Below are 25,135 nucleotides of genomic sequence, written 5' to 3' on the forward strand. Positions count from 1 at the left end.
GCTACCCCTCCACGATCCGGTCGACCTTCTCGTCCGCCACCCGGCGCTCCAGCTTCGAGCTGTCCAGGTTGCGGCAGAGCACGATCGAACCACCCCCGGCGATGACGCCGACCAGCAGGGCCAGCCCGGCGCGGTCGGTCAGCGTCCGCGTCACCAGGATTCGGTCGCGGACCGGCTCCGCCGCGTCGATGAGCGCCTCGTGGGTGAGGTCGTCGTACGCCGGAGTGCCCGGCGTCGGCGGGTCGAACGGGACGAACACGTCGGGATGGTTGTAGACCTCGGCGCCGTAGTCCTGGATACCGTCCGGGATTGCGTCGCGGAAGCGTCCGCCGAGGGGGAGCAGCGCCGAGGCGACGGTCTCGCGCTCGCCGCGGATCGCGAAGTCCGGGCCGGTGATCGCGAGGGTGCCGGTGCCGCTGGTCAGACTCGCGCCGGCCGACCAGGTGGACAGCGCCCATACCACGCCGAGCCAGTGCGGCGGCAGGCCGATCGCGACCGTCTCGCCGGGCTCCAGGTCGTACTCGTCGACGAGCAGGTTGGCGGTCTTCGCGACCCAGTTCGCGGTCGTGACCGCACTGAGCTCGATCCGCTCCCCGGTCGCGTCGTCGTAGTAGGTGAGGAACGGAGCAGCGCCGTCGCGACGGACCGCGGCGGCGAAAAGCTCGGGCAGAACTCGTGACATATGGCCCACCCTACGGTTCGGCCGCCGACGTACTTTGGACGGGGATCACCCCGGGAATGCTCGGAAAGAAGGCTTGTCATGGTCCTGGACCTCGCGCTGCCCGAAGGTGGCGAATGGATCGTCATCCTGGTCATCGTCGTCCTGCTCTTCGGCGCCAAGAAGCTGCCCGAACTGACGCGCAACGTGGCCCGCTCGATGAAGGAGTTCGAGAAGGCCCGCCGCGAGGGCGACTCCCCGCCGGCGCAGATCACCCGGCCGGCCGCAGAGACCGACGAGGCGGCCGATAGTCAGGACTCAGCCGATCGGCGAGGGACGGCCGAGGTCAACAGCGGCGGTGCGCAGGGCGTCGGCCAGTAGCCGGACCGGCTCCGGCACCGGCCCGGGAAGCCGGGCCAGGATCGTCCGGCGCAGTTCCTGCGGCCCGCCGCGAACCGTCACCACCCGCACTCCGGCCGGCACGACCGGCGTCATGGTCGCAGCGATCGTGGTGAGACCCGCACCGGTCGCGACCAGCTGGAGCTTCGCGAGCCAGTCGCGGGCGGTGTGCGCGATCACCGGCCGCTCGTCCAGGCCGGGCCAGACACCGAGCCACACCTCGTTGCTCGACGCGGGACCTGAGATCCACCGCTGACCGCGCAGGTCCGCGACGTCCACCGAGTCGCCGGCGGCGAGCGGATGCCCGGCCGGTACGGCGACACACAGGCTGCGCTCGGACAGGGTCTCGAGCTTCAGGGCCGGGGTCTCGGAGTCGGGTGGGCGGAACGGCGGTGCCGACGCGATCAGCGCGAGGTCGATCGTGCCGGCCCGCAAGGCTCGCACCAGCGTGGGCGTGGTGCCTTCCCGTGTGGTGACGGTGACGGCGGGATGAGTACGACGGAGCGCGCCGACGGCCCGCGGGAGCAGCGCGGCGCCCGCGCTGGGGTACCAGCCGAGCCGGACGGTACCGCCCTCGGCCGGCAGTCCCGCGAGCTCCCGAGCGGTCGCGTCGATCCGGTCGAGCACGGCGGCAGCGTTCCGCAGTACGACCTGCCCCGCGGCGGTCAGCGCGACACCTTCGCGGCGGCGCTCGAGCAGTTTGCTGCCGGCGGCTCGCTCGAGAGCGGCGATCTGCCGGGACACCGCCGACTGCGTGTACCCCAGCGCTGCCGCCGCCGCGGTGAACGTGCCGCGCTCGGCGACCTCGCGGAACACCCGCAGCGCGACCAGCGAGACGTCGGAGAAGTCCATGACGACAACGCATACTACCTGTGCGTGAATTTCGTTGGAGTCATAGCTACACACCTCCTTACGGTGGCCGCATGACACGGAGAATCGCGCTGGTCACCGGCGCCAATCAAGGCATCGGGTACGCCCTCGTGCAGGAGCTCGCCGGGCGGATGGACCCCGACGACCTGATCCTGCTCACCGGCCGGCACGCCGGACGGGTCGCTGCCGCCGCGGCCCGGGTGAGCGGCCGGGCGCGGGTCGAGGGACGGGTTCTCGACGTGACCGACACCGATGCGGTCCATCGGATGGCCCGCGAGCTCGGCCGGGTGGACGTCGTCGTGTCCAACGCGATCGGGCCGCTCGAGCCGGCGACGCCCGCGACGGAGCAGGTGGACGAGTTCGTGGACGTGGCGAACCTGGGCGCGCAGGCGGTGCTCCGCGCCTTCGCGCCGGTGCTGCGACCGGGCGGCCGGTTGATCGTGGTGGCCAGCTCCCTCGGAACGCTGGCCCAGTTGCCCGCACCCCTGTGGTCCTGGTTCGACGGGGCCACGCTGGACGAGGTCGACAAGGCGGTGGAGGAGTGGCGTACGGCGGTGCACGACGGTACGGCTGCCGCGCGGGGCTGGCCGGAGTGGATCAACCTCCCGTCGAAGGTGGCGCAGGTCGCCGCCGTCCGCGCGGTGGCCGCCGAACGCCGCGAGCGGGACCTCGCGGCGGGCACGCTGGTCGCATCGGTGTGTCCGGGCCTGGTCGACACGCGCGCGTCCCGGCCGTGGTTCGACGACTTCAGCCGGGCGCAGACGCCGGCCGCGGCCGCCGTACCGATTGCGGACCTGATCCTGGCCGACCGGGTGGACCCGGCGTGGTACGGCGAGCTGGTCCGTGCCGGTCAGGTCGTGGCCTGGAAGCCCGCAGACTGAGGGCACGCTCGAAGCACGGTGCTGTCAGGCGGGGCAGAGTCGGTAAAGTCGTCTCATGCTGATCCTGGCCGGTCTCGGTCTGATCCTGGTCCTGACCGTTGCCACCGGCTACTTCGTCTCCCAGGAGTTCGCGTACGTCGCCGTCGACCGCAGCCGGTTGCAAACGCTGGCCGAGGAGGGTGACGCCGCCGCCGCGCGCGCACTGAGGGTCACCGCGCGACTGTCGTTCGTGCTGTCCGGGGCGCAGGTCGGGATCACCATCACCGCGCTGCTGGCCGGGTACTTCGCCGAGCCCTACCTCGGTGCCGGACTGTCGCGGCTGCTCGGCGGCGCCGGCGTACCGGACACGGTCAGCAGGTCCGTCTCCGTGCTCGTCGCGTTGCTGCTGGCAACAATCATCCAGATGGTGCTGGGCGAACTGGCGCCGAAGAACCTGGCGATCGCGAAACCCGAGGCGATCGCGCTCCGGCTGGCCCGCTCCACGTTGTGGTACCTGACCGTCGCCGGCCCGGTGATCCGCCTGTTCGACTCGGCGTCGAACCGGATCCTCCGCCGCGTCGGCATCGAGCCGGTCGAGGAGCTTCCGCAGGGCGCGACCGCGCAGGAGCTCGACCGCATCATCGAGACGTCGTACGAGCAAGGCCTGCTCGACCGCGACACCACCCGGTTGCTCGACCGCGGCCTCGACTTCCGCGGCCGGACCGCCGGCGAGGCGATGGTGCCGCGGGTCGACGTGATCACCGTGCACCGCGACGAACCGCTCACCCGGGTGATCGAGCTGCAGGAGACCGGGCACAGCCGGTTCCCGGTGATCGGCGAGTCGGTCGACGAGGTGATCGGGGTCGTCGCGATCGGTGACGTGGTCGAACTCGAGCCGGCCGACCGCGCGAAGGTCGCCGTCGGGTCGCTGGTCTCGCAACCGGTCGCCGTACCGACCACGCTGCCGCTGCCCGCGGTCCTCGAGCAGCTGCGGATCGCCCACCGGCAGCTCGCGATCGTCGTCGACGAGTACGGCGGATTCGCGGGCATCGTGTCGCTGGAGGACATCGCGGAGGAGCTGGTCGGCGAGATCCGGGACGAGGACGATCTGCCCGAGACCGGGCTGGTGCGCGGCTCGGACGGATCCTGGACGGTGCCGGCGCGCTGGCGGCTCGACGAGGTCGCCGAGGCCACCGGCGTCCAGCTGCCGGTGAGTGACGCGTACGAGACGATGTCCGGTTTGGTGATGGCGCGCCTCGGTCGGATTCCGGAGGTCGGCGACTCGCTGGTGGTGGAGCTGCCGCACCGCATCGACCACGACGGACGGCCGGTACCGCCCGAGTACGTCCGGCTCACCGTGCAGACGATCGAACGTCGGGTCCCCGGCGTCGTGGCGATGGAGCGGATGGCATGAGTACCACGCTCGCGCTGATCATCTCCGTCGTACTGCTCGCGCTGAACGGATTCTTCGTGGCCGCCGAGTTCGCGTTGGTGGCGTCGAAACGGCACCGGCTGGAGGAGGCCGCGGCGTCCGGCAGCCGGTCCGCGCGCGCCGCGATCGCGGGGGTCAGCGAGTTGTCGCTGATGCTGGCCGGGGCGCAGTTGGGGATCACACTGTGCACACTGGGCCTGGGGTCGCTGAGCGAGCCGGCGGTGGCGCATCTGCTGCATCCGTTGTTCGAGCTGATGCACATTCCGGACAGCGTGGGGCACGTGATCGCGCTGATCATCGCGGTCGGCGGGATCGGTCTGCTGCACGTACTACTCGGTGAAATGGCGCCGAAGTCGTGGGCGATCAGCGATCCGGAGCGGTCGGCGCTTGTGCTCGCGTTGCCGTTCCGCGGGTTCACCTGGGTCTTCCGCCCGTTGCTGATCGTCCTCAACTGGATGGCCAACGCGTGCGTACGGCTGATCGGGGTGACACCGCAGAACGAGATCGCCAACGCGCACGGCCCGGACGAACTGCGCCTGCTGATCGAGTCCTCGCGCGAACACGGCACCCTCGAGCAGCCCGAGCACGAACTCCTCACCGCGATGCTCGCGCTGCAGAAGACCACAGTCGGCCAGGTGATGACCCCGCTCGACCAGCTGTCCACGGTGCCCGCGACCGCGACCGCCCGCGAGGTCGAACTCACCAGCCGTCGCGAAGGCCACTCCCGCCTCGCGGTCGTCGGCCCCGGCCCCGACGGCAAGCCCGGCATCTGCGGCATCGTCCACGTCCGCGACGCCGCCCGCGCCACCACCGCCGGCGATACCACCGCCCGCGCCGCCGACCTGATGGTGCCGGCCCTCGAACTCGGCGACCACACGCCGGTCGCCACCGCCATCCGCACCATGCGCGACGCACGCTCCCAGCTGGCCGTCGTCTGCGGCGGCGACCAAGCGATCGGCGTGGTGGCGCTCGAGGACCTCCTGGAAGAAGTCATCGGCGAGTTCGACGACGAAACCGACCCCATCATCACCGCCACCAAACCCCGCACCCCACCCAACTAACCCCACCCACCTGACCCGGCTAGGTCACCGTCGTCCCCGCCACCCGGCGGCCGCCGATGGAGCACTTTGTGCACGAGATCCGTACTTTTCGGCGCTCGAAGTACGGATCTGGTGCACAAAGTGGGCTTGGGTTACGGATCTGGTGCACAAAGTGATCCCGTCCCCGCCCTCGCGCCGACCGCCCTCGCGTCGGCCACCTCGGCCACCTCGCGTCGGCCGCCCCCGCCTCGGCCACCTCGACCACCTCGCGTCGGCCGCCCCCGCCTCGGCCACCTCGACCACCTCTCGCGTCGCCTCTCGCGTGGGCCACCTCGGCGATCGCTCGGCTCGGGTGCCTCCGGCGCCCTCGTCGTCGCCATCCGGCGGCCTCGGAGGGGCACTTTGTGCATGAGATCCGTACTTTTCGGCGCTGGAAGTACGGATCTGGTGCACAAAGTGGGCTTGGGTTACGGATCTGGTGCACAAAGTGATCCCGTCCCCGCCCTCGCGCCGGCCGCCTTGCGCCGACCGCCCTCGCGTCGGCCGCCCTCGCCTCGGCCACCTCGGCCACCTCGGCCACCTCTCGCGTCGCCTCTCGCGTGGGCCACCTCGGCGATCGCTCGGCTCGGGTGCCTCCGGCGCCCTCGTCGTCGCCATCCGGTGCCCTTGTCCTCGCCATCCGGCGGCCTCGTCGTCGCCATCCGGCGGCCTCGGAGGGGCACTTTGTGCATGAGATCCGTACTTTTCGGCGCTCGAAGTACGGATCTGGTGCACAAAGTGGGGAGGAAACGGAGCTGGTGCACGAAGTCGGGCGTGCTGGGCTGGTGTACGAGGTGCGGCGCGGGATGGGGAGCTGGTGTGCGGAGGGGGTGGTAACGGGGCGGGTTACCTTGGTGGGGCTAGCGGCTAGGAGGGTATGTGGGGATCGAGCGGATCGGGCTGGTGGTCCATCAGGGGCGCCCGTTGGCGGTGCAGACCGCGGAGACGGTGCGGAAGTGGGCGACCGCGCACGGCATCGGGTGTACGGACATCGACGTCTGGAAAGACCACGACAAGCGGCGGACGGGCACCGACGAGCTGCACCATGCGGGGGATCCGGACCTGGTCGTCACGCTCGGCGGTGACGGGACGTTCCTGCGCGGCGCGCGGATCGCGGCGAAGAACAACGCGGCCGTCCTCGGCGTCGACCTGGGCAAGGTCGGGTTCCTCACCGAGGTGGCGTGCAAGGACGTCGAAGCTGCCCTCGAGGCGGTTCACCACGGCGGGGCGACGTACGAGGAACGCATGACGCTGACGATGCGCGCATCGCGTCCGCTCGAGATCCCGACCGGCATCGAGTCCCTGCTGCGGTACGGTCACGGTCCCGCGCTGCCGCCACCGCCGGTACGGCACGAGGTGGTGGAGGGGGACGGCTGGGGGATGGCGCTCGACGTCACCGCGCTGAACGATGTCGTGGTCGAGAAGCTCGCTCGTGACCATCAGGTGGCGCTCGGCGTGTACCTGTCCGGCCGGCTGCTCGCGTCGTACTCCGCCGACGCGGTGATCGTGGCGACGCCGACGGGCTCCACGGCGTACAGCTTCGCGGCCGGTGGCCCGGTGCTGTCGCCGAACACGGAGGCGATCGTGTTCACGCCGGTCGCACCGCACATGACGTTCAACCGGACGGTTGTCGCGGCGCCGGACGAGCCGATCGCGCTCCGGGTGCTGCCGCATTCGGGGCAGGCGGCGGTCAGCATCGACGGGCAGTTGCGCGGCGTACTCGATCCGGGCGACTGGATCGGCGTGTACGGATCACCGCAGCGGCTGCGCCTCGTCCGGCTGCGGCCGACCGACTTCTACGGGCGGCTTCGCGACCGCTTCCGGCTGACCGACGCGCCTGCGACGGCGCTCGACGGGCAGACCGAGTTGTTCTGGCAGCCCGACAGCCCGGTACCGCCGGACCTGCAGCACCTGCGACTCGGCCCTCCGCCTGGTGATGACCGGTAGGGTTCGTCCTCATGCGAAACGTGGTCATCTTGGCAGGTGGGTCGGGGACACGGCTGTGGCCGATGTCGCGAGACGACAGGCCGAAGCAGGTGCTGCCGCTGGCGGCCGGGCAGTCGCTGCTGCGCGTGGCGTACAACCGCCTCCAGGGCCTGGTCGATCCGGAGAACATCTACGTCTGCACCGTCGGCGCGATCACCGACGTCGTCCGCCAGGAGTTGCCCGAGCTCGGACCGCACAACATCATCGGTGAGCCGGCCCGGCGGGACACCGCCAACGCCGTCGGCCTGGCGTCGGCCGTGGTCGCGCGCAACGACCCGGACGCGATCGTCGCGTTCGTCGGCTCCGACCACCTGATCAGCCCGGAGACCGAGTTCCGGGCCGCGATCGAGCACGGGTTCGAGGTGGTGGAGGCGCGGCCCCGGTCGCTGGTGACGTTCGGGATCGAGCCCACGCACCCGCACACCGGCCTCGGCTACATCGAGCGCGGGGCGCCGATCGAGGGTACGTCGGCGTACGTCGTCGACCGCTTCCGCGAGAAGCCGGACCGCGAGACCGCGGAGGAGTACCTGGCCACCGGGCGGTTCTGGTGGAACTCCGGCATGTTCGTCTGGCAGGCGTCCACGGTGCTGAACGTGCTCGACACCCTGCTGCCGGAGTCGGCCGCCCGGTTGCGCGAGGTCGCCGCGGTCTGGGACACCCCGGAGCGCGAGAACACGCTGGCCGAGATCTACCCGAACCTGCGCAAGATCAGCGTCGACTACGCGGTGATGGAGCCGGCCTCACAGGGCAAGGTCGACGCGGACGTGGTCGTCGTACCGATGCCCGTGCACTGGCTCGACGTCGGCTCGTGGGCCGCGCTGGCCGACACGTACACCGCCGACGAGAACGGCAACCGCACCGACAGCATCACGCTGAGCTGCCTGCTCGACTCGCACGACAACATCATTGTCACCGACGACCCCGACCACCTGGTCGCCGCGGTCGGCCTGCGCAGCCACATCATCGTCCACACCCAGGACGTGACGATGGTCTGCCCGCTGTCCGACGGCGAACGCGTCAAGGACCTGGTCGCCCAGGTCCAGTCGGATCACGCGGACTACATCTGAGTAGTCGGCGGCAGAATTAGTTCGGGACGGGTGTCGATCCGGGCGTTTCTCGTTCGACCTTGGGCGCGAGGGCCGAGCGGCGGCTCCGCGGGACGAGGAGGACACGATGCCGAAGTACATGCTGATCATGCGCGGGACCGACGAGTCGAACGCGGCGCTGATGGCGACGATCGAGGAGTCGATGGCGGCGACCCGGCAGTTGATCGAGGAGATGCTGAGGGACGGCGTACTGTTGGCCGCCGAAGGGCTGGACGACCCGAAGCGGGGTGTCGTGGTCGACTTCGGCGGCGAGGCCCCGGTGGTCACCGACGGGCCGTACGGGGAGACGAAGGAACTGTTCGGCGGCTACTTCCTGCTGGACGTCGCCTCGCAGGCCGAGGCGGTCGAATGGGCCAGGCGGGTGCCGGCGGCCAAGGGGGCGAAGATCGAGGTCCGCCGGGTGGCCGGCGACGACGAGGTCCCAGAAGTCTGATGGGTACGGCGGCCGACGTCGCGGCTGTCTGGCGGATCGAGTCGGCGCGGATCGTGGCCGCGCTGACCCGGTTCACCGGGGATTTCGGGCTGGCCGAGGACGCGGCGCAGGAGGCGGTGGCCGAGGCGCTGGTGTCCTGGCCACAAGGCGCTCCGGCCGATCCGGCCGGCTGGCTGATGACCACGGCCCGGCGGCGGGCGATCGACGCGATCCGGCGCCGCGTCGCGCTTCGCGACCGGTACGCGCTGCTGGCCGCCGAGGCCGATGCGCATGCGGATGCGGATGCGCAGATCGATCCCGAGCGGATCGACGACGACGTGCTGGCGTTGATGTTCATCAGCTGTCACCCGGTGCTGTCACCCGAGGCCCGGATCGCGCTGACGCTGCGTGTGGTGGCCGGCTTGTCGACCGAGGAGATCGCGCGGGCGTTCCTGGTGCCGGTGCCGACCGTGCAGGCGCGCATCACCCGCGGCAAGAAGACGATCGCCGCGGCCGGGATTCCGTTCGAGCTGCCGCCGCCGGACGAGCGCCGGGAGCGGTTGAGCAGCGTGCTCAGCGTCCTCTACGTGATCTTCACCGAGGGCTCGACGGCCACGTCCGGTGAGCGGCTGGTCCGTCCGGACGTCGCCTACGAGGCGGTCCGGCTCACACGCACGCTGGCGGCGCTGCTGCCGACCGAGCCGGAGGTGCACGGCCTGCTCGCGTTGTGTGAGCTGACCGCCGCGCGGTTCCCGGCCCGGACCAGCGCCGACGGTACGCCGATCTTGCTCGACGACCAGGACCGCACGCGCTGGGATTTCGCGGCGATCCGGCGCGGACTCGCGGCCCTGTCCGTGGCGTCCACCCGCGGACTGGGCCCGTACGGACTGCAGGCCGCGATCGCCGCCACCCACGCGTCGGCGTCGTCCGTCGAGGACACCGACTGGGACCGGATCGTCGTCCTGTACGAGGCCTTGGGCCGGGTCGCCCCCTCGCCGATCGTCGAGCTCAACCGGGCGGTCGCGGTGGCGATGGCCACCGGTCCCGCCCAGGCGCTGCTGATCGTCGACGAACTGATCGCCACCGACCGCCTGCCCGGCTCGCACCTGGTGCCGACCGTCCGCGGCGAGCTCCTCACCCGCCTCGGCCGCCACCCCGAGGCGCGCGCCGAACTCGAACTGGCCGCCCGCCGCTGCCCGAACCTGCCCGAGCGCTCGGTTCTGCTCCGTAAGGCCGCGGCCCTGGCCTGAACGACGATGCCCCCGAGGAAAGGATCCTCGGGGGCATCGTCGGCAGCCTGGCGTCAGCCGCCGTTCGGCTCCTGAGCGTCGGTGGCGGGGTACTTCTCCATGAACTGCTTCAGGGCCTCGCCGCTGACCGAGCCGCAGAACTGGCGATGGCCGAAGGACTTCTGCGAGGAGTCGGGGCCGCTCCAGTGCGCGAAGGCGAGCTTCTTGCCGTCCGGCCACGGGGCGCCCTCGTCCGGGCGGAAGGGGGCGGCGATGAACTTGCCGAGCGACGGATCCGGGAGCTTCGACTTGGAGATCTTCTCGATCTCGTCGACCTGGTCCTTCGGCAGCGTGTCGCTGTACCAGAGGATGGTGTACCCGTGCTCGAGGTTGTGCACCAGGTTCTCGATCGCCGGGCGGTCGTCCATCGTGTAGAACTTCTTCCCGAACGGCGCCCAGTTCGCGTAGTGCGGGCCGGACGACGGCGGCGAGACCGGGTAGATGATCTTCTCGCCGTCGGGCCGGTGGTCCTGAGTACCGCCGCCCTCGTCGTTGGTCGGGGTGTCACACGACGCGGCCGACGCGGCGACACCGAACTCGGTGAGGGCCTGGTCCTTGGTCCGGGAGTCCTGGATCAGCTTGATCGCGGGGTAGGCGATGATGGCCAGCCCGACCACGATCGAGCACACCACGATGAGGATCGTGCGGCGACGGTCGGCTCGGGCCTGGTCGCGCTGCATCTTCTCGATCATTTCGCGGCGCGACTGCTTCTGCGACGACGCTTTACCCACAGTGTTGGTCTTCCCGGACAGGGGCGGCCACCTCGCCGCCGTGCGCATGCAGTGTACGAGGTGCCCCTGAGAAGTTGCCTAGAAAACTACCGCCCGATCAGGCAGAACGTGAGCCGAACGTGACCGTAGCCACGTTTCCGGGCCCCGGACGGACACTTACGCCGTACCTTTCGGCATGCAGCAGGACCGCGATCCGCTCGGCCACCAGGCCCACCGCCACCGGCTCGTCGCCGACCACGGTGACAGCGTTGTCGCCGGCCTCGACCCGCACCCCGGTGATGTCGTCCAGTACGCCGGCCCACACCGACGGGTCCGCCGCTCGCGGTCCGGACGGCGGCTGCCGGTCCAGTACGGCGGCGCGCGCGGCCTCGCGGGTCCCGAGGCTGAACATGTCGTTCTCGGCGTCGCGGACCAGTGCGCGGGCGCCCGGCCCGTGCTCGCCGACCGGGAGGACGACGTCGTCGAGTCCGCGCAGTACGGCGACCGGCACGCCGTCCGCCTTGCCCTTGACGAGCTCGCTCGCGCCGGCGATCTCGTCGGCCAGCGCCGGCTCCGTCACCGCGAGCACGTTGCCGTGGCTGTCCGTCGTACCGCGCAGGTCCTCGACGACGCGGACGCCGGCCGCACCGATCGCGAGATCGGTCTGACCATTGCGCCACGGGCGGCCGAGGGTGTCGGTGACGACGATGCCGACGTTCACGTCGTACCGCTCCTTCAGCGCGACCCGCAACGAGCGCGCCGACGCGTCCGGGTCGAGGGGGAGCAGCAGGACCGTGCCGGGGGCGGTGTTCGAGGTGTCGGTGCCGGCGGCGGCCATCACCAGGCCGTGCCGGGTCTGGACGATCCGCGTCTCGCCGCGCTGCGCGACGACGCGGACCAGCTCCGCGTCGACGGCCTCCTGACGGGTGCCGTACGTCAGTCGGCCCTCGGCCTTGCTGACGATCTTCGACGTCACCGCGACGACGTCGCCGTCGCGGAGATCGGTGCCGTCGGCAATCAGTGCGGCCAGGTCGTCCCCGGCCGCCACCTCCGGCAGTCCGGTCACCGGGAAGATCTCCAGGTGCTTCCTCATCGCCGTACGGCCTCCGCGAGGGTCAGTGCCGCGTCAGCCATTGCGGCGGTGGTGGACTCGTCAGTCATCCACAACGGCACGGCCTGCACATGAATTCCGGCTCCGGCGATCGAATCCGCCTGGATCGCGTCCGAGGAGTCGATCAGCCAGCCGTCCAGGACGCCCCCGGAGCTGCGGGAGCCGTAGTACCGCGCGACGGCCGAGGCGGTGGACGCGACACCGACGGTGGCGAGCACCTTGTCCGCCATCCCGCGAACCGGACCGGTGCCGATGATCGGCGAGAGACCGATGACCGGAGCGGCGGTCTTCTGCACCGCCTCGCGGACCCCGGGGACGCCGAGGATGGTGCCGATCGACACCACCGGGTTGGACGGCGGCAGGATCAGTACGTCGCAGTCCGCGATCGCCTCCAGCACGCCGGGCGCGGGCTTGGCCTTGTCGGCGCCCACGGCAACGATCTGGTGCGCGGTGATCTCGGCGTGGTGGCGGACCCAGTACTCCTGGAAGTGGATCGCCTTGCGCCGGCCGGCCCGGGACCCGGCGCCGTCCGGATCGTCGACCACGACATGGGTCTCGATCCGGTCGTCGCTCATCGGCAGCAGCCGGACCGGCAGCTTCCAGCGGGTGCAGAGTGCTTCGGTGACCGCACTGAGGGTGTAGCCGGCGTCCAGCATCTGGGTGCGGACCAGATGCGTCGCGATGTCGCGGTCACCGAGGCCGAACCAGGTCGGCTCGACGCCGTACTCCGCGAGCTCCTCCTTGATCACCCAGGTCTCGTCCTCCCGGCCCCACTTCCGCTCCTGGGAGATGCCGCCGCCGAGGGTGTACATCACGGTGTCGAGGTCCGGACAGACCCGCAGACCGAACAGGGTGATGTCGTCGGCGGTGTTCCCCACGACGGTGATCTCGGCGTCCGGGCGGGCCTTCAGCAGGCCCTGGAGGAAGGTGGAGCCGCCGATGCCGCCGGCCAGCACAGTCAATCGCATGGGAAGAGTCTGCCCGAGTCGTCAATGCGGCGGACCACCGCAGGACTATGCTGCGGAGGGTCATCACATCCGCACAGCTCAGTTGTACGGCCCCCCAACATCCGAGGAGCCCTAGTGGTCACCGACGCAACCAAGAAGCTCAAAGAGCCGGTCGCGTACATCTTGCTCGCATTCGCAGGCCTGTTCGCGCTGGCCATGCTGATCCAGCTTTTCGTCGGCGACAGTACCTTCGTGGTCCGCGCCGGCGGCGTGCAGAACGCCATCGTCCCGCCGTCCGTGCTCAGCCTGATGCTGCTCGCGGCGCTGGTCGGCGCGGTCTGGCTGGTCAACGAAGGTGAGCGGACGCCGAACGCGCGGATCGTCGTCTTGGGCACGCTTGTCATCACCGGCCTGTTCCTGCTGATCGGGTTGATCGGCACCTTCGCGCAGTTCAACGGCAGCGGCACGGGCGGTGACAAGGTCGTCGGCTTCATCGCCGCGCTCGGTGGCCTGGCGCTGTACGGCGCCGTCGGCCTGTACGCGCTGAAGACGTTCCAGACGCTCCCCGCGCCGGTGCGCGCGCCGAAGCCGGGCCAGTTCCAGCAGCAGGGCCAGCCGGGCCAGTTCGGGCAGGCGCCGTACGGCCAGCAGGGCTATGGGCAGCCGGGGCAGCCGGCCCAGCCGGGTCAGTACGGCGGTCAGTACGACCAGGGTCAGCAGTACGGTGGTTACGCGGCCGCGGGTGCTGCCGGTGGTTACGCCGCAGGCCAGGACCAGGGTCAGCAGTGGCCGCAGGAGCAGCAGTGGGGCGGCGACGCCGGCCAGCAGGCATGGTCCGCCGGTGAAGCCGAGGCGCAGCAGGCCGGTCAGCACTCCGCGCAGCCGGCCGGCCAGGAGCAGGCATGGCCCGCCGAGGGTCAGAGCGCCGAGCCGACGCAGCCGTGGAGTTCCGAAGGCCAGCAGCAGTGGGGCGGCCAGGACCAGGGTCACCAGGCGCAGCAGTGGCCGCAGGAGCAGCAGTGGGGCGGCGGCGACGCCGGCCAGCAGCAGTGGGGTGGCCAGGAGTACGGCCAGCCCGCCGCGGGTCAGGAGTACGGCCAGCAGGCGCCGGCAGGTCAGGAATGGGGCCAGCCGGAGCAGAGTACCGGCGACAGCTCGCAGGACGCCGAGGCGCAGTCGGCCCAGCAAGCGCAGCAGGCCCAGCAGGCCTGGCAGCAGGAGCAGGCCTGGCAGTCTCCGGAGGCTCCGGCCGCTGAGCAGCCTGCTGCTGAGCCGCAGCAGGCCGAGTCCGCCGACGAGACCCGCATCGACCCGCGCGTCGAGCAGGACAAGGACGACCAGAACCAGCAGGGCCAGCAAGGACAGCAGGGTTGGTGGTCGCAGCCGTCCTGACGGCAGCCCGCTGACGGCAAGCCTTTGCCGTACAAGGTGAAGAAATTCGGGACAAACTCGGTTTGAGCTTGGGTACCCGGCGCGAGAGGCCTGTATCTACAGGCCTCTCGTTCTTTTGCGGGCGTGTTGCGGATGATCCCAATAGCAGAGCACGGCTTGACTTTCGTGGATTGCAGGAATGTAATTTCAACCGTGTCGTTCGTTAGGACACTCGGTATCGGGGACCGTTGCAGAGCGCAGGACGGACGAGGTCAGGCATGTGGACCGCAAACCCACATGTACAGGGGAACGAACAGGGTCGAGGAGGTCGGACCGTGACAGAGAGCCTGATGGCGATTGTCGACGGTGAGGCGATCGAGGAGGAGCCGAACTGGCAGGAACGGGCACTGTGTGCCCAGACCGACCCAGAAGCGTTCTTCCCGGAGAAGGGCGGATCCACCCGCGAGGCCAAGAAGGTGTGCCTCGGCTGCGACGTCCGGGGTGAATGCCTCGAGTACGCGCTGCAGAACGACGAACGCTTCGGGATCTGGGGCGGCCTGTCGGAGCGGGAACGCCGCAAGCTGAAGAAAAAGGCCGTCTGACGGTCCGGACACCACAGCACAACTTCACGACGGACTTCCGCGAGGCCCCGGGGCGAAAGCTGCCGGGGCCCGCGGCTTTCCGGGGACCGGGGCCCACCTGCTCGCCGGCGGCTGTATGGTGATTCCTCGCCGGGACCTGCGGTCACGGTGACCGTCCGCAAGCATCGAGGTGTCACAGCTCCGCATGGAACAAGAAGCCCCGGCCGGCTGGGAATTCTTCGACTCCGTCGACTTCCCGACCGATCACATCGACGATCCGATGGGTCGTCCGCGGGTCCGGCATGTCGTCACCGCCGTGGTGGTCGGGCACGAAGGCGCGGCCTGGCTGCCGCGACTGTCCGAGGCCTTGTGGGCGCTGAACCCGCGCCCGGACCGGCTGATTGCGGTCGACACCGGATCCACCGACGAGACCGCGGAGCTGCTGGCCGCGATGCCCGGTGTCGAACCGGTGGTCAGCGTCTCCGCGCGGACCGGGTTCGGCGTGGCGGTCGCGCGTGGTCTCGAGGCGCACGGTTTCGCGCCGATCCCGAGCGCGGTCGGCCCGTACGGCGACGACGGCCACATGCCCGTGGTGGAGTGGCTGTGGCTGCTGCACGACGACTGCGCGCCGGCACCGAAGGCCCTGGAGAAATTGTTGCTTCAGGCCACTATATCGCCGAATACCGGTGTCTGGGGCCCGAAACTGCGGCTCTGGCCGCGGGACCGCGAACTGCTCGAGGTCGGTGTCACCACCTCGCTCGGCGGCCGGCGCGACACCGGCATCGAGAACGGCGAACTCGACCAGGGGCAGCACGACCAGCCGCGCAACGTGCTTGCGGTCAGCTCGGCCGGCATGCTGGTACGGCGCGACGTCTGGGAGGCGCTGCGTGGCTTCGACCCGCGGCTGCCGATGTTCCGCGACGACATCGACTTCGGTTGGCGGGCCAGCCGCGCCGGATTCCAGGTCGGCGTCGCACCGGACGCGGTCGTGTACCACGCGCAGGCTGCGGCGACCGGCGAGCGGGCGCTCGCGGGCACCAGGCGGCACGCGTACCAACTCGACCGCGCGCATGCGTACTACACCGTTCTCGCGAACGCTCCCGGCAAACTGCTGCCGCTGCTGATCCTGCGCTTCCTGCTGGGCACCGTGCTGCGTTCGGTCTGGTTCCTGATCGGCAAAACGCCGTCAGGTGCCGTCGACGAGTGGACCGCGTTGCTGGGCACTTTGCTGGCCGGCGGCTGGACACAGGCCCGCAAGAACCGCCGGAGCCTCGACAGAGTTCCGTACGACGACATCAAGGGACTGTTCTCCCGGTCCGTGCACGCACTGCGGCACAACCTGGAAGAAACGACCACCACGATCTCCGAGCGGATCCGCGAAGCCTGGGCGGATGAGCCGGAAGAGCAGGTCGTCACCACCGCACGCCGTGCGAAGTCGACTGCGCGCGTCGCGGTCGACCAGCCGCGCTGGCGGCGTCAGCTGATCCGGCGGCCGTTCCTGGTCGCGTGGGTGGTGCTGGCGATCGGTGCGGTGGTCGCGGCGCGTGACCTGATCGGTGGCGGCGTACTGCGGTCCAACCTGTTGCTGCCCGCGCAGGAGAATCTCGCGGCGTTGTGGCATGTGGCAGCGTCCGGTCCGCCGGGCGTGACACCACCTGCCTGGTTGGGACAGTTCTGGGCGTTCTCAACCGTCATGTTCGGCCCGACGGGTGCGACGAACGTCTTTCTGCTCGGTGCGGTACCCCTGGCCGGTCTCGCGGCGTGGGTGTTGTTGCGCGCGTTCGTGGTCGATCGCGTTGCGCGGGCGTGGGGCGCGTCGGCGTACGGGCTGGCGGTCTTCACCAACGGTGCGATCACGCAGGGCCGGTTGGGGACGGTCGTGGCAGCGATTGTGCTGCCGCTGCTCGGTGCCGCCGTGCACACTGTCGCGCGGCGGCGGCGTGTGGTCATTCAGGGCAGCTGGCGGGCCGCGTGGTTCGCCGGCATCTGTCTGGCCGTGCTGTTCGCGTTCACTCCGGCGCTGGGCCTGCTCGCCGGTGTCAGCCTGGTTCTCTTCGCAGTACTACGGCTCGGGTGGCGGCGTCAGGGACGTCAGCTCGTGTTCTCGGTCATGCTCGGTCTGCTGCTCGTGCTGCCGTGGACGATGGAGCTCATCCGGCACCCGTCGAGGCTGGGGCAGGAGGCGGGCGGTCCGCCGACCGCTGCCATCGGCCCTGGTGACAGCCTGCCGAATCTGCTGACCGGTACGCCGATCGGTGCACCTGCCCCGTGGTGGTTCGCCGTACCGCTCATTGTGGTGGCGTTGGTGAGTTTGCTGCGGCAGTCGCGGCAGCGGTACGAGCTGCTCGGCTGGTTCGCCGCACTGGCGGGTCTGGCCGGCACGCTGGTCGCCAGCCGGCTCGGTGGTGGCAGCGGTCCGCTGATGTTCCTGATGACCGCCGGCTGGATCATCGCCGTCACTGTCGCCTGGGACTCGGTCGGCAAGTCGACCGACATCATCGTGCAGGGCTTCCTCGGGATCGTCGTGCTGACGACCGTGGTGACGGCCGGCTTCTGGCTGGTGCGCGGCGTCGACGGTCCGCTGTGGCGCGGACCCGCGCAGGACCTCCCGGCGTACCTGGTCTCCGCACAGGATCCGCCGGAGAACCAATCGATCCTGGTGATCCGCAAGGCGCCGGAAGGCCCGATGCGGTTCTCGCTGGTCAAGAACGGCGGCCCGCGGCTGGGCGCGCTCGAGGCCGCGCCCACGACGGCCCAGACCAAGCCGATCACCGACGTCCTGGCGACGCTCGGCGGTGGCGGCAGCGGCGAGGAAGGCCGGCAGTTGGCCGGGCTCGCGATCGACTACGTCTACCTGCCCGGGCCCGTGGATCCGACGCTGCAGTCGACGCTCGACTCGCTGCCCGGCCTGACCAGGGCCAGCGCGAACGACGGCGACGCGTCCTGGCTGGTGGACCGGTCCAAGGTCGAGGGCACGACCCCGATCGTCGACCAGACCCACACCCTGTGGCGAATTCTCGGCGTGATCGCGTGGATCCTCGCGCTGATCTTCTGTCTGCCCACAGTGCGCCGCACGGTCGCCGTACCGCAGGGCACCCACGCGAGGAGGGACCGGTGAGCCGGTTGCTGTCCGACCCGCGTCTTCGGGTCGGTGCCGTGGTCGCCGCGATGGCCGTCCTGGCCGGGCTCGGCGTCGTCACGCATCCGAAGCAGGCGGACACCCGCGTCGAGGCGGCGGTCACCGAGCCGGCCAAGGCGGTGGTGAACCGGACGGCGCTGGCCTGCCCGGTGCCGGCGCCCGGCGGCACGCTGGCGTCCCTGGTCAGCGGTGTGTCGCCGACGCTGCCGGAAGGTACGCCGATCGCGCCGGGGAACGCCGAGCCGCTGTCGATCGCTCCGCTGCCGGCCACGTCCGCGCCGGTCGGCTCGCTGCTGAAACGCGGGACGATCGGCTCGAGCCCGGTGGTGAAGAAGCCGGAGACGCTGTCGATCCAGGGCGCCGGTCCGCTCGCGGCCGGGACGGTCGGCACGAGTACGACGACCGCGCCGGAGGGCGTGAACCGCGGCATGGCCAGCGTCCCGTGCCAGCTGCCCGGGTCCGACTTCTGGTTCGTCGGGGCGTCCGGTGGCAGCGAACGGCGCGACGTGCTGGTGCTGACCAACCTGGACACCATCAACGCCGAAGTGAACGTCAGCGTGTACGCGCGGACCGGCGCCCAGGACCTGCCCGCGGCCCGCGGCATCGTGGTCCCGGCGCGTGGCACGTACGAGCTGTTCCTGCGGCAGGTCGCTCCGAACCTGCGGGACATCGCACTGCACGTCGAATCGACCGGTGGTCGGGTCGCGGCTGCGGTCCGCTCCAACGCCTCGAACGGCAGTGAGCCTGGCGGTGTGGACTGGCTCAACGCCTCGGCACCGCCGGCCACCAAGGTGTTCGTGCCCGCTGTCGCCGGCGGTGCCGGTCTGCGGATCCTCTCGGTGGCGAACCCGACCGACCTGCAGGCGACCGCGAGCCTGACGGTGAACGGGCCGAACGGGCCGTTCAAGCCGGCCGGTCTGGAGACCGTGCAGATCGCGGCGGGCTCGGTGAAGACCTTCGTCCTCGACCCGGTGCTGCATGGTGACCCGAGCGGGATCACGGTGTCCTCGGACCAGCCGGTGACCGCGTCGATGCGGATGACCGACAAGAGTCGCACCGAGTTCGCGTCGATCGGATCCGGTACGGCGCTGACCGGACCGGCGTACCTGGTCATTCCCGCGCACAAGCAGCCGGCCGTGCTGCAGATCACGGCGCCGGGCAAGAACGGCAGCGTGAAGTTCGAGCTCCACGACGCGGCGGGCCGGGTACTGACCACGCGGGCGCTCGACGTGGTCGGCGGTTCGACCTCCCAGATTGCGTTCCCGGCGCAGCCGCGGCCGACGTACCTGATGGTTCAGCAAACACGTGGAAGCGTGATCGCAGGCGTCACGCTGATGCCGGCGGCGAAGCCGGACGAGGACGACGTACCCGAGGTGGCGGCGTGGCCGCTGAACACGTCGCTGGTGTTCCGCGCTCAGCTGGGTGCTCAGCCCGACGTCAGCGCCGCCCTGCGGTAGCGAGGTCGGGCCGGGCGCTCAGCCGTCGTTGGTGTTGGCGCTCGGGTCCTGCAGCATCCGCAGGTGACCGCGGCGAGCCACCTCGACCGGCGCGCCCGGCGTACCGGCCTGCGGCTCGCGGCGGGGCAGCGGGCGTGCTGCCTCACGGACCGCGTTGGCCAGCGCTTCCAGGTCGTCCGAGGACGGTCCGGCGGCCGCGGGGTCCGGCGCGAGGCGGATGACCTCCCAGCCGTTCGGTGCGGTCAGGCGGTCGGCGTGGTCCGCGCACAGGTCGTAGCAGTGCGGTTCGGCGTACGTCGCCAGCGGACCGAGCACGCAGGTGGAGTCGGCGTACACGTAGGTGAGCGTCGAAACGGCCGACTTCTGACACCCGGCGCGCGAACAGATCCTGGCGATGCTCACGGACAGACGTTACCCCCACTAGGCTGAGCGTGTGACCGAGGCTCGCCGTCATCGCAGGCACATCGACCGCCACGGGCGCGGCATGCTCGGCCCGATCAGCCGGCCCAGCCCGTTCGCGCCGCGCGGATTGCCGCTGCAACGCTCCACCGCCGCGAAGTTCGACGAGGTGGTCGCGGTCGAGGTGACGCGGCTGGAGAAGCGGCTGCCGCAGGTGATCGCGCGGGTCGAGTTCGCGATCGAGGACGTCCCGAACCTCGACCTGGACGCCACCGACGTCCCGCTCACACACGCCACCGGCGGGACGTCGCACGAGCCGTACCGGATCGTGGTGTTCCGGCGGCCGATCGAGCTCCGTGCCGAGCGCTCCGGCGCCGGCCTGGCTTGGCTGGTCCGCTCCGCGCTGGTGCTCGAGCTGGCCGACGTCCTGGCGCTGTCCCCGGAGCAGATCGACCCCGATTTCGACACCGACGACGACTGAGCCTGAGCCGGCGCCCGCCACGGCGTCCGTGCGGACACGCACCGTCCCCCTCGACCTGCGCATGTTCGAAACTGTTCCGTAGTGTGGAAGCCAGTTTGTGACCTTCGTTGTCATCGCGAGAGGATCGTGCGTGTGAACGATCAAAAACTGCGGGTCGGAGTCGTAGGACTCGGCTTCGCCGGCCGGACGGCGCTCGAGGCGTTCTCCGAGCTCCCGGACGTCGAGGTGGTCGCGTTGGCGGGCCTCGAGAAGGACGCCCTGACCAGCCTGGGCGAGAAGCACGGTGTGCCCCACCTGTACGAGCGGTGGGAGGATCTGCTGGAGACCCCGGGTCTGGAAGCGGTCAGCATCGGTACGCCGACGCAGCTGCACGCCCCGATCGCGCTGAAGGCGCTCGGGAAGGGCCTGCACGTGCTGTCGGAGAAGCCGCTGGCCCGGACGGTCGCCGAGGGCACCGCGATGGTCGAGGCCTCGAAGCAGGCCGGCCGGGTGCTCAAGGTGGTCTTCAACCACCGCGAGCGCGGTGACGTGGCGGCCCTGAAGCACCAGATCGACGAGGGCCAGCTGGGCCGGATCTACTACGCCAAGGCGCACTGGATGCGCCGCAACGGCATCCCCGGGATGGGTGGCTGGTTCACCAACCGGGAACTGTCCGGCGGCGGTCCGCTGATCGACCTCGGCGTCCACATTCTCGACATGGCGCTGCACCTGATGGGCGAGCCGCAGATCAGCACGGTGTCCGCGGACACCTTCGCCGAACTCGGCCCGCGCGGCAAGGGCAGCCGGGACCCGAACGCGAACACGCTCGGCTCCGCGTTCGAGGTCGAGGACCTGGCCACCGCGTACCTGCGGCTCAAGGGCGGCGGCGCGCTGCAGCTGGAGACCAGCTGGGCGACGTTCCGCGCTCCGGGCGACAACTTCGGCATCGAGCTGTTCGGTACCGAGGGCGGCGCCAAGATCGAGGTCCAGAACTACACCAACGAGGACACGCTGCGGATCTTCACCGACGTCGGCGGCGTACCGGCCGAGGTCAAGCCGGCCACCGGCGCCGGGCTCGGCCACCGCGCGGTGGTCCGGGAGTTCGTCCGGATCGTGCGCAGCGGTGAATGGGAAGGCCAGAACGGGTCCGAGGCGCTGCTGCGGACCGAGATCATCGACGCCTGCTACGCCTCGGCGAAGGCGGGACGAGAGGTTGTGCTGCATGACTGATCCGATCCGCGTCACCGTCTGGGGCGAGAACGTCCACGAGAGCCGGGACGAGACCGTCCGCAAGCTCTACCCCGACACCATGCACGAGACGATCGCGGCGGCGCTGCGCGAGAAGCTCGGCCAGGAGGTCGTCGTCCGGACGGCGTGGCTGCAGCAGGACGAGCACGGTCTGACCGAGGAGGTGCTCGCGGACACCGACGTACTCACCTGGTGGGGGCACGCCGCGCACGGCGACGTCGACGACGCGATCGTCGATCGGGTGCACAAGCACGTGCTGTCCGGGATGGGCCTGATCGCGCTGCACTCGGCGCACTTCAGCAAGATCTTCATCAAGCTGATGGGCACCACCTGCTCGCTCGACTGGCGCGCCGAGAACGACCGTGAGCTGATCTGGACGGTCGCCGCCGGCCACCCGATCGCGCAGGGCATCCCGCACCCGCTGGTGATCGAGCGCGAGGAGATGTACGGCGAGCTGTTCGACATCCCGCAGCCGGACGAGCTGGTGTTCGTCAGCTCGTTCTCCGGCGGCGAGGTGTTCCGCTCCGGCTGTTGCTACCGCCGCGGCCAGGGCCGGGTCTTCTACTTCCGTCCCGGCGACCAGGAGTTCCCGACGTACCACCAGCCCGAGGTGCAGCAGGTCATCGCCAACGCCGCGAAGTGGGCCGCCCCGACCAGCCCGCGCCAGCTGCCCGAGGTACACCACCGCAAGGACACCGGCTGGTTCGAGTAACTGCCGCCCGCAGAACCCTCCCGGGAGCGAACGGCGCTGTGGCGCCGAAACTCTCCCAGGAGGGTTCTTGCTGGTAGGCGGGTGAAAAGATGACATGCAATCGGCTCGCGCGCCAGCGGGCTCGGCGTGGTGAGTCTGGTTGAGGGAGACCTCCTCAGCTCAGACGCATCATCATCGGTTGTATCTATCCGTTTGCGTTGCGGGCGCGGTTTCGTGGTGCCCGTTGGGAGCTTGAGGAGGTCCCGATGCCCATCGTAGGAGGGTTGGACATCCACCGGAAGCAGATCACGTTCGACTATCTCGACGTCGACACCGGTGAGGTGCGGTGCGGGCAGATCGCGCCGGCCGACCGGGCACATCTGGCCGGCTGGCTGGCGGAGCGCTTCACCGGCGAGCGGGGTGATGTCGAGTTCGCGGTGGAGGGATGTACCGGGTGGCGGTATGTGGCCGAGGAACTCATCCGCGCCGGGGTGGTGGCGCATCTGGCCGAGCCGGCCGACACTGCCGCGTTGCGGGGCCGGAAACGGCACGCGAAGACCGATCGGACCGATGCGCGGCATCTGCGGCAGGTGCTCACCGACGGCCGGCTGCCGGAGTGCTGGATCCCGCCAGGTCACGTCCTGGAGTGCCGGGCGCTGCTGGAGCTGTATCGCGCGCTGCGAGCCGAGCACACCGCCTGGGTGCAGCGGATCCACGCGGTGTTGTTCCACCAAGGTGTCGCCCTGCCGGGCGACCTGCGCACCGAGCAGGGCCGGGCCGTGCTGCGCACGGTCGCGCAGACGCAGCTGTCCCCGGCTGGGCAGGTCCAGATCGTCACCGCCTTGGACATGCTCGCTGCACTCGATGAACACCTCGACGCGATGCGCCGCCGGCTGCTGCACGCCGCCCGGCACCTGACCGGAGCCAAGGTGCTCACCGAACGGCTGTATGGGGTCGGGCCGATCACCGCGCTAGCACTGACCTGCTGGCTGGCCGGGACTGTGGGCGGGGCCGGCCGGTTCTCCTCGGCCCGCAAAGCGGTCCGGTTCACCGGCCTGGATATCACCGTCTACTCCTCCGACGGCAAACACACACCCGGGCACCTGTCCCGGCAGGGCCCCGCGGTACTGCGCTGGTGTGTCTATGAGGCCGGCAAAGTTCACGCCCGTCGCACCGCTACCGACCACGCCTACTACGCGCGGGTGAAGGACCGCAGCGACGGCAAACGCGCCGCTATCTCTGAAGCCCGCAAGATCGTCCGGCAGGCCTGCCACATCCTCACCGAACTCGGCGACGACGCGCTCACCACCACCTGAGCCGCGGGGTGAACCCCGCCGTGACAGGCGGACACGGGACCCAAGCGAACAGCAGCACCATCAACACCGATGTGGGAACCACCGCGGCCAGCTCCCGCCAGGAGACTGTCAGTCCCCACCCTGCCGCGCAGGGACAAACCCGGACGGCCTGAAAAGACTGAGCGGCCGCACCCCTTCCCGCCGAGCGGGGAGACACCCAATCCATCATCATGTCGCCGGGCCACCAAGCCCGCGGACCTAGGTAAGTCTGGCTGCCTCATCGCTCAGTCCCCAACCACCCCAACATCCCAACGCCCGGCTCGCCGGGCCGGAAACGAAAGGACACCGCTCCACCCGACACCCACGCTCGAGCAACTGCCCGAACGCCCACATGATCCACTCCCGGGCCGACGCCTCAAGGGCGCCTCCGGCGCCGCGGGACGCGGGCGCTACGCGCCCCTTGACCCCTCCACCCGCTCGCGGAACCAGCAGCTATCCGGGCAGCCCTCGCAACACCGAAGCAATGCAGGTAAGTCTCCTAGCCTCGGGATTCACCTTGCACAGGTTGTGGTGGGTGTGGACCGGCTATTGCTTGTGCACGGTCCCGGGCGGGTGTGCATGGTCCCGGGCGGGTGTCCACGGTCCCAGGTCGGGCTGCACGGTCCCAGGTTGGGGTGCACGGTCCCAGGTTGGGGTGCACGGTCACGGGTGGGTGTTCGCGGCCCCAGGTCGGGGCTCAAGGGGCCTCGGCGGCCGGCGGTCACACAGGTCCACCGCCCAGGTCACCCCGAACCGCCTACCGTGCCTCCCCTCACCCCTCTCACCCCCCCGTGACCCCAGCTGCCTGCCTCACGAACTGGAGGGTTGCCCACTCGAAATTTGGATGGGCAACCCTCCACTTGAAGGGATGCCCCCTCAAGTGGAGGGTTTGCGCCGTCCGCCGTCCGCCGTCCGCCGTCCGCCGTCTGCCGCCAGCTGCCAGGTCTCGCGCTGCGGGCGTCAGGCGTCGGGTATCCCGCGTCCGAGACTCGTGCGTCAGGGACTCGTGCGTCAGGGGCTCGTGCGTCAGGCCGTGGCTGTTGCGGGGGTGGGGGTGCGGTGGGTGCGGCGGCCGGTGGCGAGGATGTGTGCGACCTCGCCGGGGAGCAGGTCGGTGCCGGGCACGGGCTCCAGTTCGGAGACGTCCAGCCAGCGCACGACGGTGGCACCGCCGTGGCCGTGGACCGCGAGGATGGAGTCCAGGTCCGGCCAGACGGCCGTGGAGGGGTTCGCGCCGTGCCAGCGCAGTGCCACCGAGCCGTCGGTGAACACACAGCCTTCGGCGACGACGCCGGTCCCGGAGACCCCGCTGATGTCGGTGTAACGGACGAGTTCGAACGTCTGCGGTTTCACCGGCGACACCCCGGGTGATGAGGTGAGAGAGTTGCCATGATCCTTTCCCCGTCGTGGCGTGGTTGTGTTCTCGCCACAAACCGGGGACATGTACCGATTGTCAGCGGGGAAGGACGGTCTGTAGCGACTCATCTTCTCCCCACAAGCTAGGGCCCTGACCCTGGTTCTTGGACACGCTGAATCCAGCCATGTGCTGGGGAAGCGAGATGATCAGGACCATGGCCCGCAAGAACTACTCCGAGG

Annotated in this window: 23 protein-coding genes; 16 read left to right on the forward strand and 7 right to left on the reverse strand. The window is 70.2% G+C overall.

Annotated elements, in window-relative coordinates; all coding sequences use genetic code 11:
* Window position 1: 1 nt before the first annotated feature.
* Window positions 2–682 carry a TIGR03089 family protein gene (locus tag AB0B82_RS25295; protein WP_360173257.1) on the reverse strand — a complete coding sequence of 227 codons (681 nt, stop codon included), beginning with the start codon at window positions 680–682 and terminating at the stop codon, window positions 2–4.
* Window positions 683–760: 78 nt separating this feature from the next.
* Here AB0B82_RS25295 and AB0B82_RS25300 point away from each other — a divergent pair, with 78 nt between their 5' ends.
* A complete protein-coding gene (locus AB0B82_RS25300) occupies window positions 761–1,039 on the forward strand; it encodes a twin-arginine translocase TatA/TatE family subunit (protein WP_360173260.1) in 279 nt (92 codons plus the stop codon).
* On the opposite strand, the gene AB0B82_RS25305 is transcribed toward AB0B82_RS25300, so the two are convergent.
* Window positions 977–1,909: a LysR family transcriptional regulator gene (locus AB0B82_RS25305; RefSeq protein ID WP_360173263.1), complete on the reverse strand. Its 933-nt coding sequence runs from the start codon at window positions 1,907–1,909 to the stop codon at window positions 977–979. The two genes, AB0B82_RS25300 and AB0B82_RS25305, sit on opposite strands and share 63 nt — an antisense overlap.
* A gap of 71 nt (window positions 1,910–1,980) precedes the next feature.
* On the opposite strand from AB0B82_RS25305, the gene AB0B82_RS25310 reads away from it, so the two are divergent.
* The 7 genes from AB0B82_RS25310 to AB0B82_RS25340 all read left to right on the forward strand — a co-directional run bounded on the left by AB0B82_RS25310 (window position 1,981) and on the right by AB0B82_RS25340 (window position 10,052).
* Window positions 1,981–2,808, forward strand: a complete 828-nt coding sequence (locus tag AB0B82_RS25310; RefSeq protein WP_360173266.1) for an SDR family NAD(P)-dependent oxidoreductase — start codon at window positions 1,981–1,983, stop codon at window positions 2,806–2,808.
* Window positions 2,809–2,863: 55 nt separating this feature from the next.
* Window positions 2,864–4,201, forward strand: a complete 1,338-nt coding sequence (locus AB0B82_RS25315; RefSeq protein WP_360173268.1) for a hemolysin family protein — start codon at window positions 2,864–2,866, stop codon at window positions 4,199–4,201.
* The gene (locus AB0B82_RS25320) at window positions 4,198–5,280 is read left to right on the forward strand and encodes a hemolysin family protein (protein WP_360173271.1); all 1,083 of its coding nucleotides are present in this window, start codon (window positions 4,198–4,200) and stop codon (window positions 5,278–5,280) included. The genes AB0B82_RS25315 and AB0B82_RS25320 overlap by 4 nt, the downstream gene beginning before the upstream one ends.
* An 897-nt stretch (window positions 5,281–6,177) precedes the next feature.
* Complete coding sequence (locus AB0B82_RS25325) at window positions 6,178–7,245, forward strand: NAD(+)/NADH kinase (protein WP_360173273.1); 1,068 nt, start codon at window positions 6,178–6,180, stop codon at window positions 7,243–7,245.
* Window positions 7,246–7,256: 11 nt separating this feature from the next.
* Window positions 7,257–8,351 carry a sugar phosphate nucleotidyltransferase gene (locus AB0B82_RS25330; RefSeq protein ID WP_360173276.1) on the forward strand — a complete coding sequence of 365 codons (1,095 nt, stop codon included), beginning with the start codon at window positions 7,257–7,259 and terminating at the stop codon, window positions 8,349–8,351.
* A 106-nt stretch (window positions 8,352–8,457) separates the two neighbouring features.
* Window positions 8,458–8,823, forward strand: a complete 366-nt coding sequence (locus AB0B82_RS25335) for a YciI family protein (RefSeq protein ID WP_360173279.1) — start codon at window positions 8,458–8,460, stop codon at window positions 8,821–8,823.
* The gene (locus tag AB0B82_RS25340) at window positions 8,823–10,052 is read left to right on the forward strand and encodes a sigma-70 family RNA polymerase sigma factor (RefSeq protein WP_360173282.1); all 1,230 of its coding nucleotides are present in this window, start codon (window positions 8,823–8,825) and stop codon (window positions 10,050–10,052) included. The genes AB0B82_RS25335 and AB0B82_RS25340 overlap by 1 nt, the downstream gene beginning before the upstream one ends.
* 53 nt (window positions 10,053–10,105) lie before the next feature.
* Here the strand turns inward: AB0B82_RS25340 and AB0B82_RS25345 are convergent, their stop codons facing one another.
* The 3 genes from AB0B82_RS25345 to cofD form a co-directional block, all read right to left on the reverse strand.
* Window positions 10,106–10,783, reverse strand: coding sequence for a DUF3105 domain-containing protein (locus AB0B82_RS25345; RefSeq protein WP_360173285.1), 678 nt, complete (start codon window positions 10,781–10,783; stop codon window positions 10,106–10,108).
* Between the two features lie 136 nt (window positions 10,784–10,919).
* Window positions 10,920–11,894: a coenzyme F420-0:L-glutamate ligase gene (locus AB0B82_RS25350; protein ID WP_360173287.1), complete on the reverse strand. Its 975-nt coding sequence runs from the start codon at window positions 11,892–11,894 to the stop codon at window positions 10,920–10,922.
* Entirely contained in the window at window positions 11,891–12,880 is a 990-nt protein-coding gene (cofD, locus tag AB0B82_RS25355) for a 2-phospho-L-lactate transferase (protein WP_360173290.1), read from the reverse strand. Before cofD ends, AB0B82_RS25350 begins: the two co-directional genes overlap by 4 nt.
* Before the next feature lie 114 nt (window positions 12,881–12,994).
* Between cofD and AB0B82_RS25360 the strand changes: the two genes are divergently transcribed.
* The 4 genes from AB0B82_RS25360 (at window position 12,995) to AB0B82_RS25375 (ending at window position 19,407) form a co-directional block, all read left to right on the forward strand.
* A complete protein-coding gene (locus AB0B82_RS25360; RefSeq protein WP_360173293.1) occupies window positions 12,995–14,251 on the forward strand; it encodes a hypothetical protein in 1,257 nt (418 codons plus the stop codon).
* Between the two features lie 314 nt (window positions 14,252–14,565).
* Window positions 14,566–14,832 (forward strand): WhiB family transcriptional regulator, encoded by a 267-nt coding sequence (locus AB0B82_RS25365; RefSeq protein ID WP_355473429.1) that lies wholly within the window; start codon window positions 14,566–14,568, stop codon window positions 14,830–14,832.
* A gap of 184 nt (window positions 14,833–15,016) precedes the next feature.
* Complete coding sequence (locus AB0B82_RS25370; RefSeq protein WP_360173296.1) at window positions 15,017–17,929, forward strand: glycosyltransferase family 2 protein; 2,913 nt, start codon at window positions 15,017–15,019, stop codon at window positions 17,927–17,929.
* The gene (locus AB0B82_RS25375) at window positions 17,926–19,407 is read left to right on the forward strand and encodes a DUF5719 family protein (RefSeq protein ID WP_360173299.1); all 1,482 of its coding nucleotides are present in this window, start codon (window positions 17,926–17,928) and stop codon (window positions 19,405–19,407) included. Before AB0B82_RS25370 ends, AB0B82_RS25375 begins: the two co-directional genes overlap by 4 nt.
* A gap of 18 nt (window positions 19,408–19,425) precedes the next feature.
* On the opposite strand, the gene AB0B82_RS25380 is transcribed toward AB0B82_RS25375, so the two are convergent.
* Window positions 19,426–19,809 (reverse strand): DUF3499 domain-containing protein, encoded by a 384-nt coding sequence (locus AB0B82_RS25380; protein WP_360173302.1) that lies wholly within the window; start codon window positions 19,807–19,809, stop codon window positions 19,426–19,428.
* Window positions 19,810–19,840: 31 nt separating this feature from the next.
* On the opposite strand from AB0B82_RS25380, the gene AB0B82_RS25385 reads away from it, so the two are divergent.
* The 4 genes from AB0B82_RS25385 to AB0B82_RS25400 all read left to right on the forward strand — a co-directional run bounded on the left by AB0B82_RS25385 (window position 19,841) and on the right by AB0B82_RS25400 (window position 23,521).
* Window positions 19,841–20,287 (forward strand): metallopeptidase family protein, encoded by a 447-nt coding sequence (locus tag AB0B82_RS25385; RefSeq protein ID WP_360173305.1) that lies wholly within the window; start codon window positions 19,841–19,843, stop codon window positions 20,285–20,287.
* 132 nt (window positions 20,288–20,419) lie between these two features.
* Window positions 20,420–21,496: a Gfo/Idh/MocA family oxidoreductase gene (locus tag AB0B82_RS25390; protein WP_360173308.1), complete on the forward strand. Its 1,077-nt coding sequence runs from the start codon at window positions 20,420–20,422 to the stop codon at window positions 21,494–21,496.
* Window positions 21,489–22,226, forward strand: coding sequence for a ThuA domain-containing protein (locus tag AB0B82_RS25395; protein WP_360173311.1), 738 nt, complete (start codon window positions 21,489–21,491; stop codon window positions 22,224–22,226). The genes AB0B82_RS25390 and AB0B82_RS25395 overlap by 8 nt, the downstream gene beginning before the upstream one ends.
* 245 nt (window positions 22,227–22,471) lie before the next feature.
* A complete protein-coding gene (locus AB0B82_RS25400; RefSeq protein ID WP_360173314.1) occupies window positions 22,472–23,521 on the forward strand; it encodes an IS110 family transposase in 1,050 nt (349 codons plus the stop codon).
* Between the two features lie 1,044 nt (window positions 23,522–24,565).
* Here the strand turns inward: AB0B82_RS25400 and AB0B82_RS25405 are convergent.
* Complete coding sequence (locus tag AB0B82_RS25405; RefSeq protein ID WP_360173317.1) at window positions 24,566–24,892, reverse strand: hypothetical protein; 327 nt, start codon at window positions 24,890–24,892, stop codon at window positions 24,566–24,568.
* Between the last annotated feature and the right edge of the window lie 243 nt (window positions 24,893–25,135).

The organism is Kribbella sp. NPDC048915 (assembly GCF_040649595.1).
Lineage (GTDB): Bacteria > Actinomycetota > Actinomycetes > Propionibacteriales > Kribbellaceae > Kribbella.

Coding starts and splice junctions, on each gene's coding strand:
- cofD (WP_360173290.1), bottom strand. CDS start 12,880: ATGCGATTGACTGTGCTGGCCGGCGGCATCGGCGGCTCCACCTTCCTC.
- AB0B82_RS25340 (WP_360173282.1), top strand. CDS start 8,823: ATGGGTACGGCGGCCGACGTCGCGGCTGTCTGGCGGATCGAGTCGGCG.
- AB0B82_RS25295 (WP_360173257.1), bottom strand. CDS start 682: ATGTCACGAGTTCTGCCCGAGCTTTTCGCCGCCGCGGTCCGTCGCGAC.
- AB0B82_RS25345 (WP_360173285.1), bottom strand. CDS start 10,783: ATGATCGAGAAGATGCAGCGCGACCAGGCCCGAGCCGACCGTCGCCGC.
- AB0B82_RS25305 (WP_360173263.1), bottom strand. CDS start 1,909: ATGGACTTCTCCGACGTCTCGCTGGTCGCGCTGCGGGTGTTCCGCGAG.
- AB0B82_RS25300 (WP_360173260.1), top strand. CDS start 761: ATGGTCCTGGACCTCGCGCTGCCCGAAGGTGGCGAATGGATCGTCATC.
- AB0B82_RS25350 (WP_360173287.1), bottom strand. CDS start 11,894: ATGAGGAAGCACCTGGAGATCTTCCCGGTGACCGGACTGCCGGAGGTG.
- AB0B82_RS25400 (WP_360173314.1), top strand. CDS start 22,472: ATGCCCATCGTAGGAGGGTTGGACATCCACCGGAAGCAGATCACGTTC.
- AB0B82_RS25320 (WP_360173271.1), top strand. CDS start 4,198: ATGAGTACCACGCTCGCGCTGATCATCTCCGTCGTACTGCTCGCGCTG.
- AB0B82_RS25315 (WP_360173268.1), top strand. CDS start 2,864: ATGCTGATCCTGGCCGGTCTCGGTCTGATCCTGGTCCTGACCGTTGCC.
- AB0B82_RS25335 (WP_360173279.1), top strand. CDS start 8,458: ATGCCGAAGTACATGCTGATCATGCGCGGGACCGACGAGTCGAACGCG.
- AB0B82_RS25395 (WP_360173311.1), top strand. CDS start 21,489: ATGACTGATCCGATCCGCGTCACCGTCTGGGGCGAGAACGTCCACGAG.
- AB0B82_RS25370 (WP_360173296.1), top strand. CDS start 15,017: ATGGAACAAGAAGCCCCGGCCGGCTGGGAATTCTTCGACTCCGTCGAC.
- AB0B82_RS25310 (WP_360173266.1), top strand. CDS start 1,981: ATGACACGGAGAATCGCGCTGGTCACCGGCGCCAATCAAGGCATCGGG.
- AB0B82_RS25330 (WP_360173276.1), top strand. CDS start 7,257: ATGCGAAACGTGGTCATCTTGGCAGGTGGGTCGGGGACACGGCTGTGG.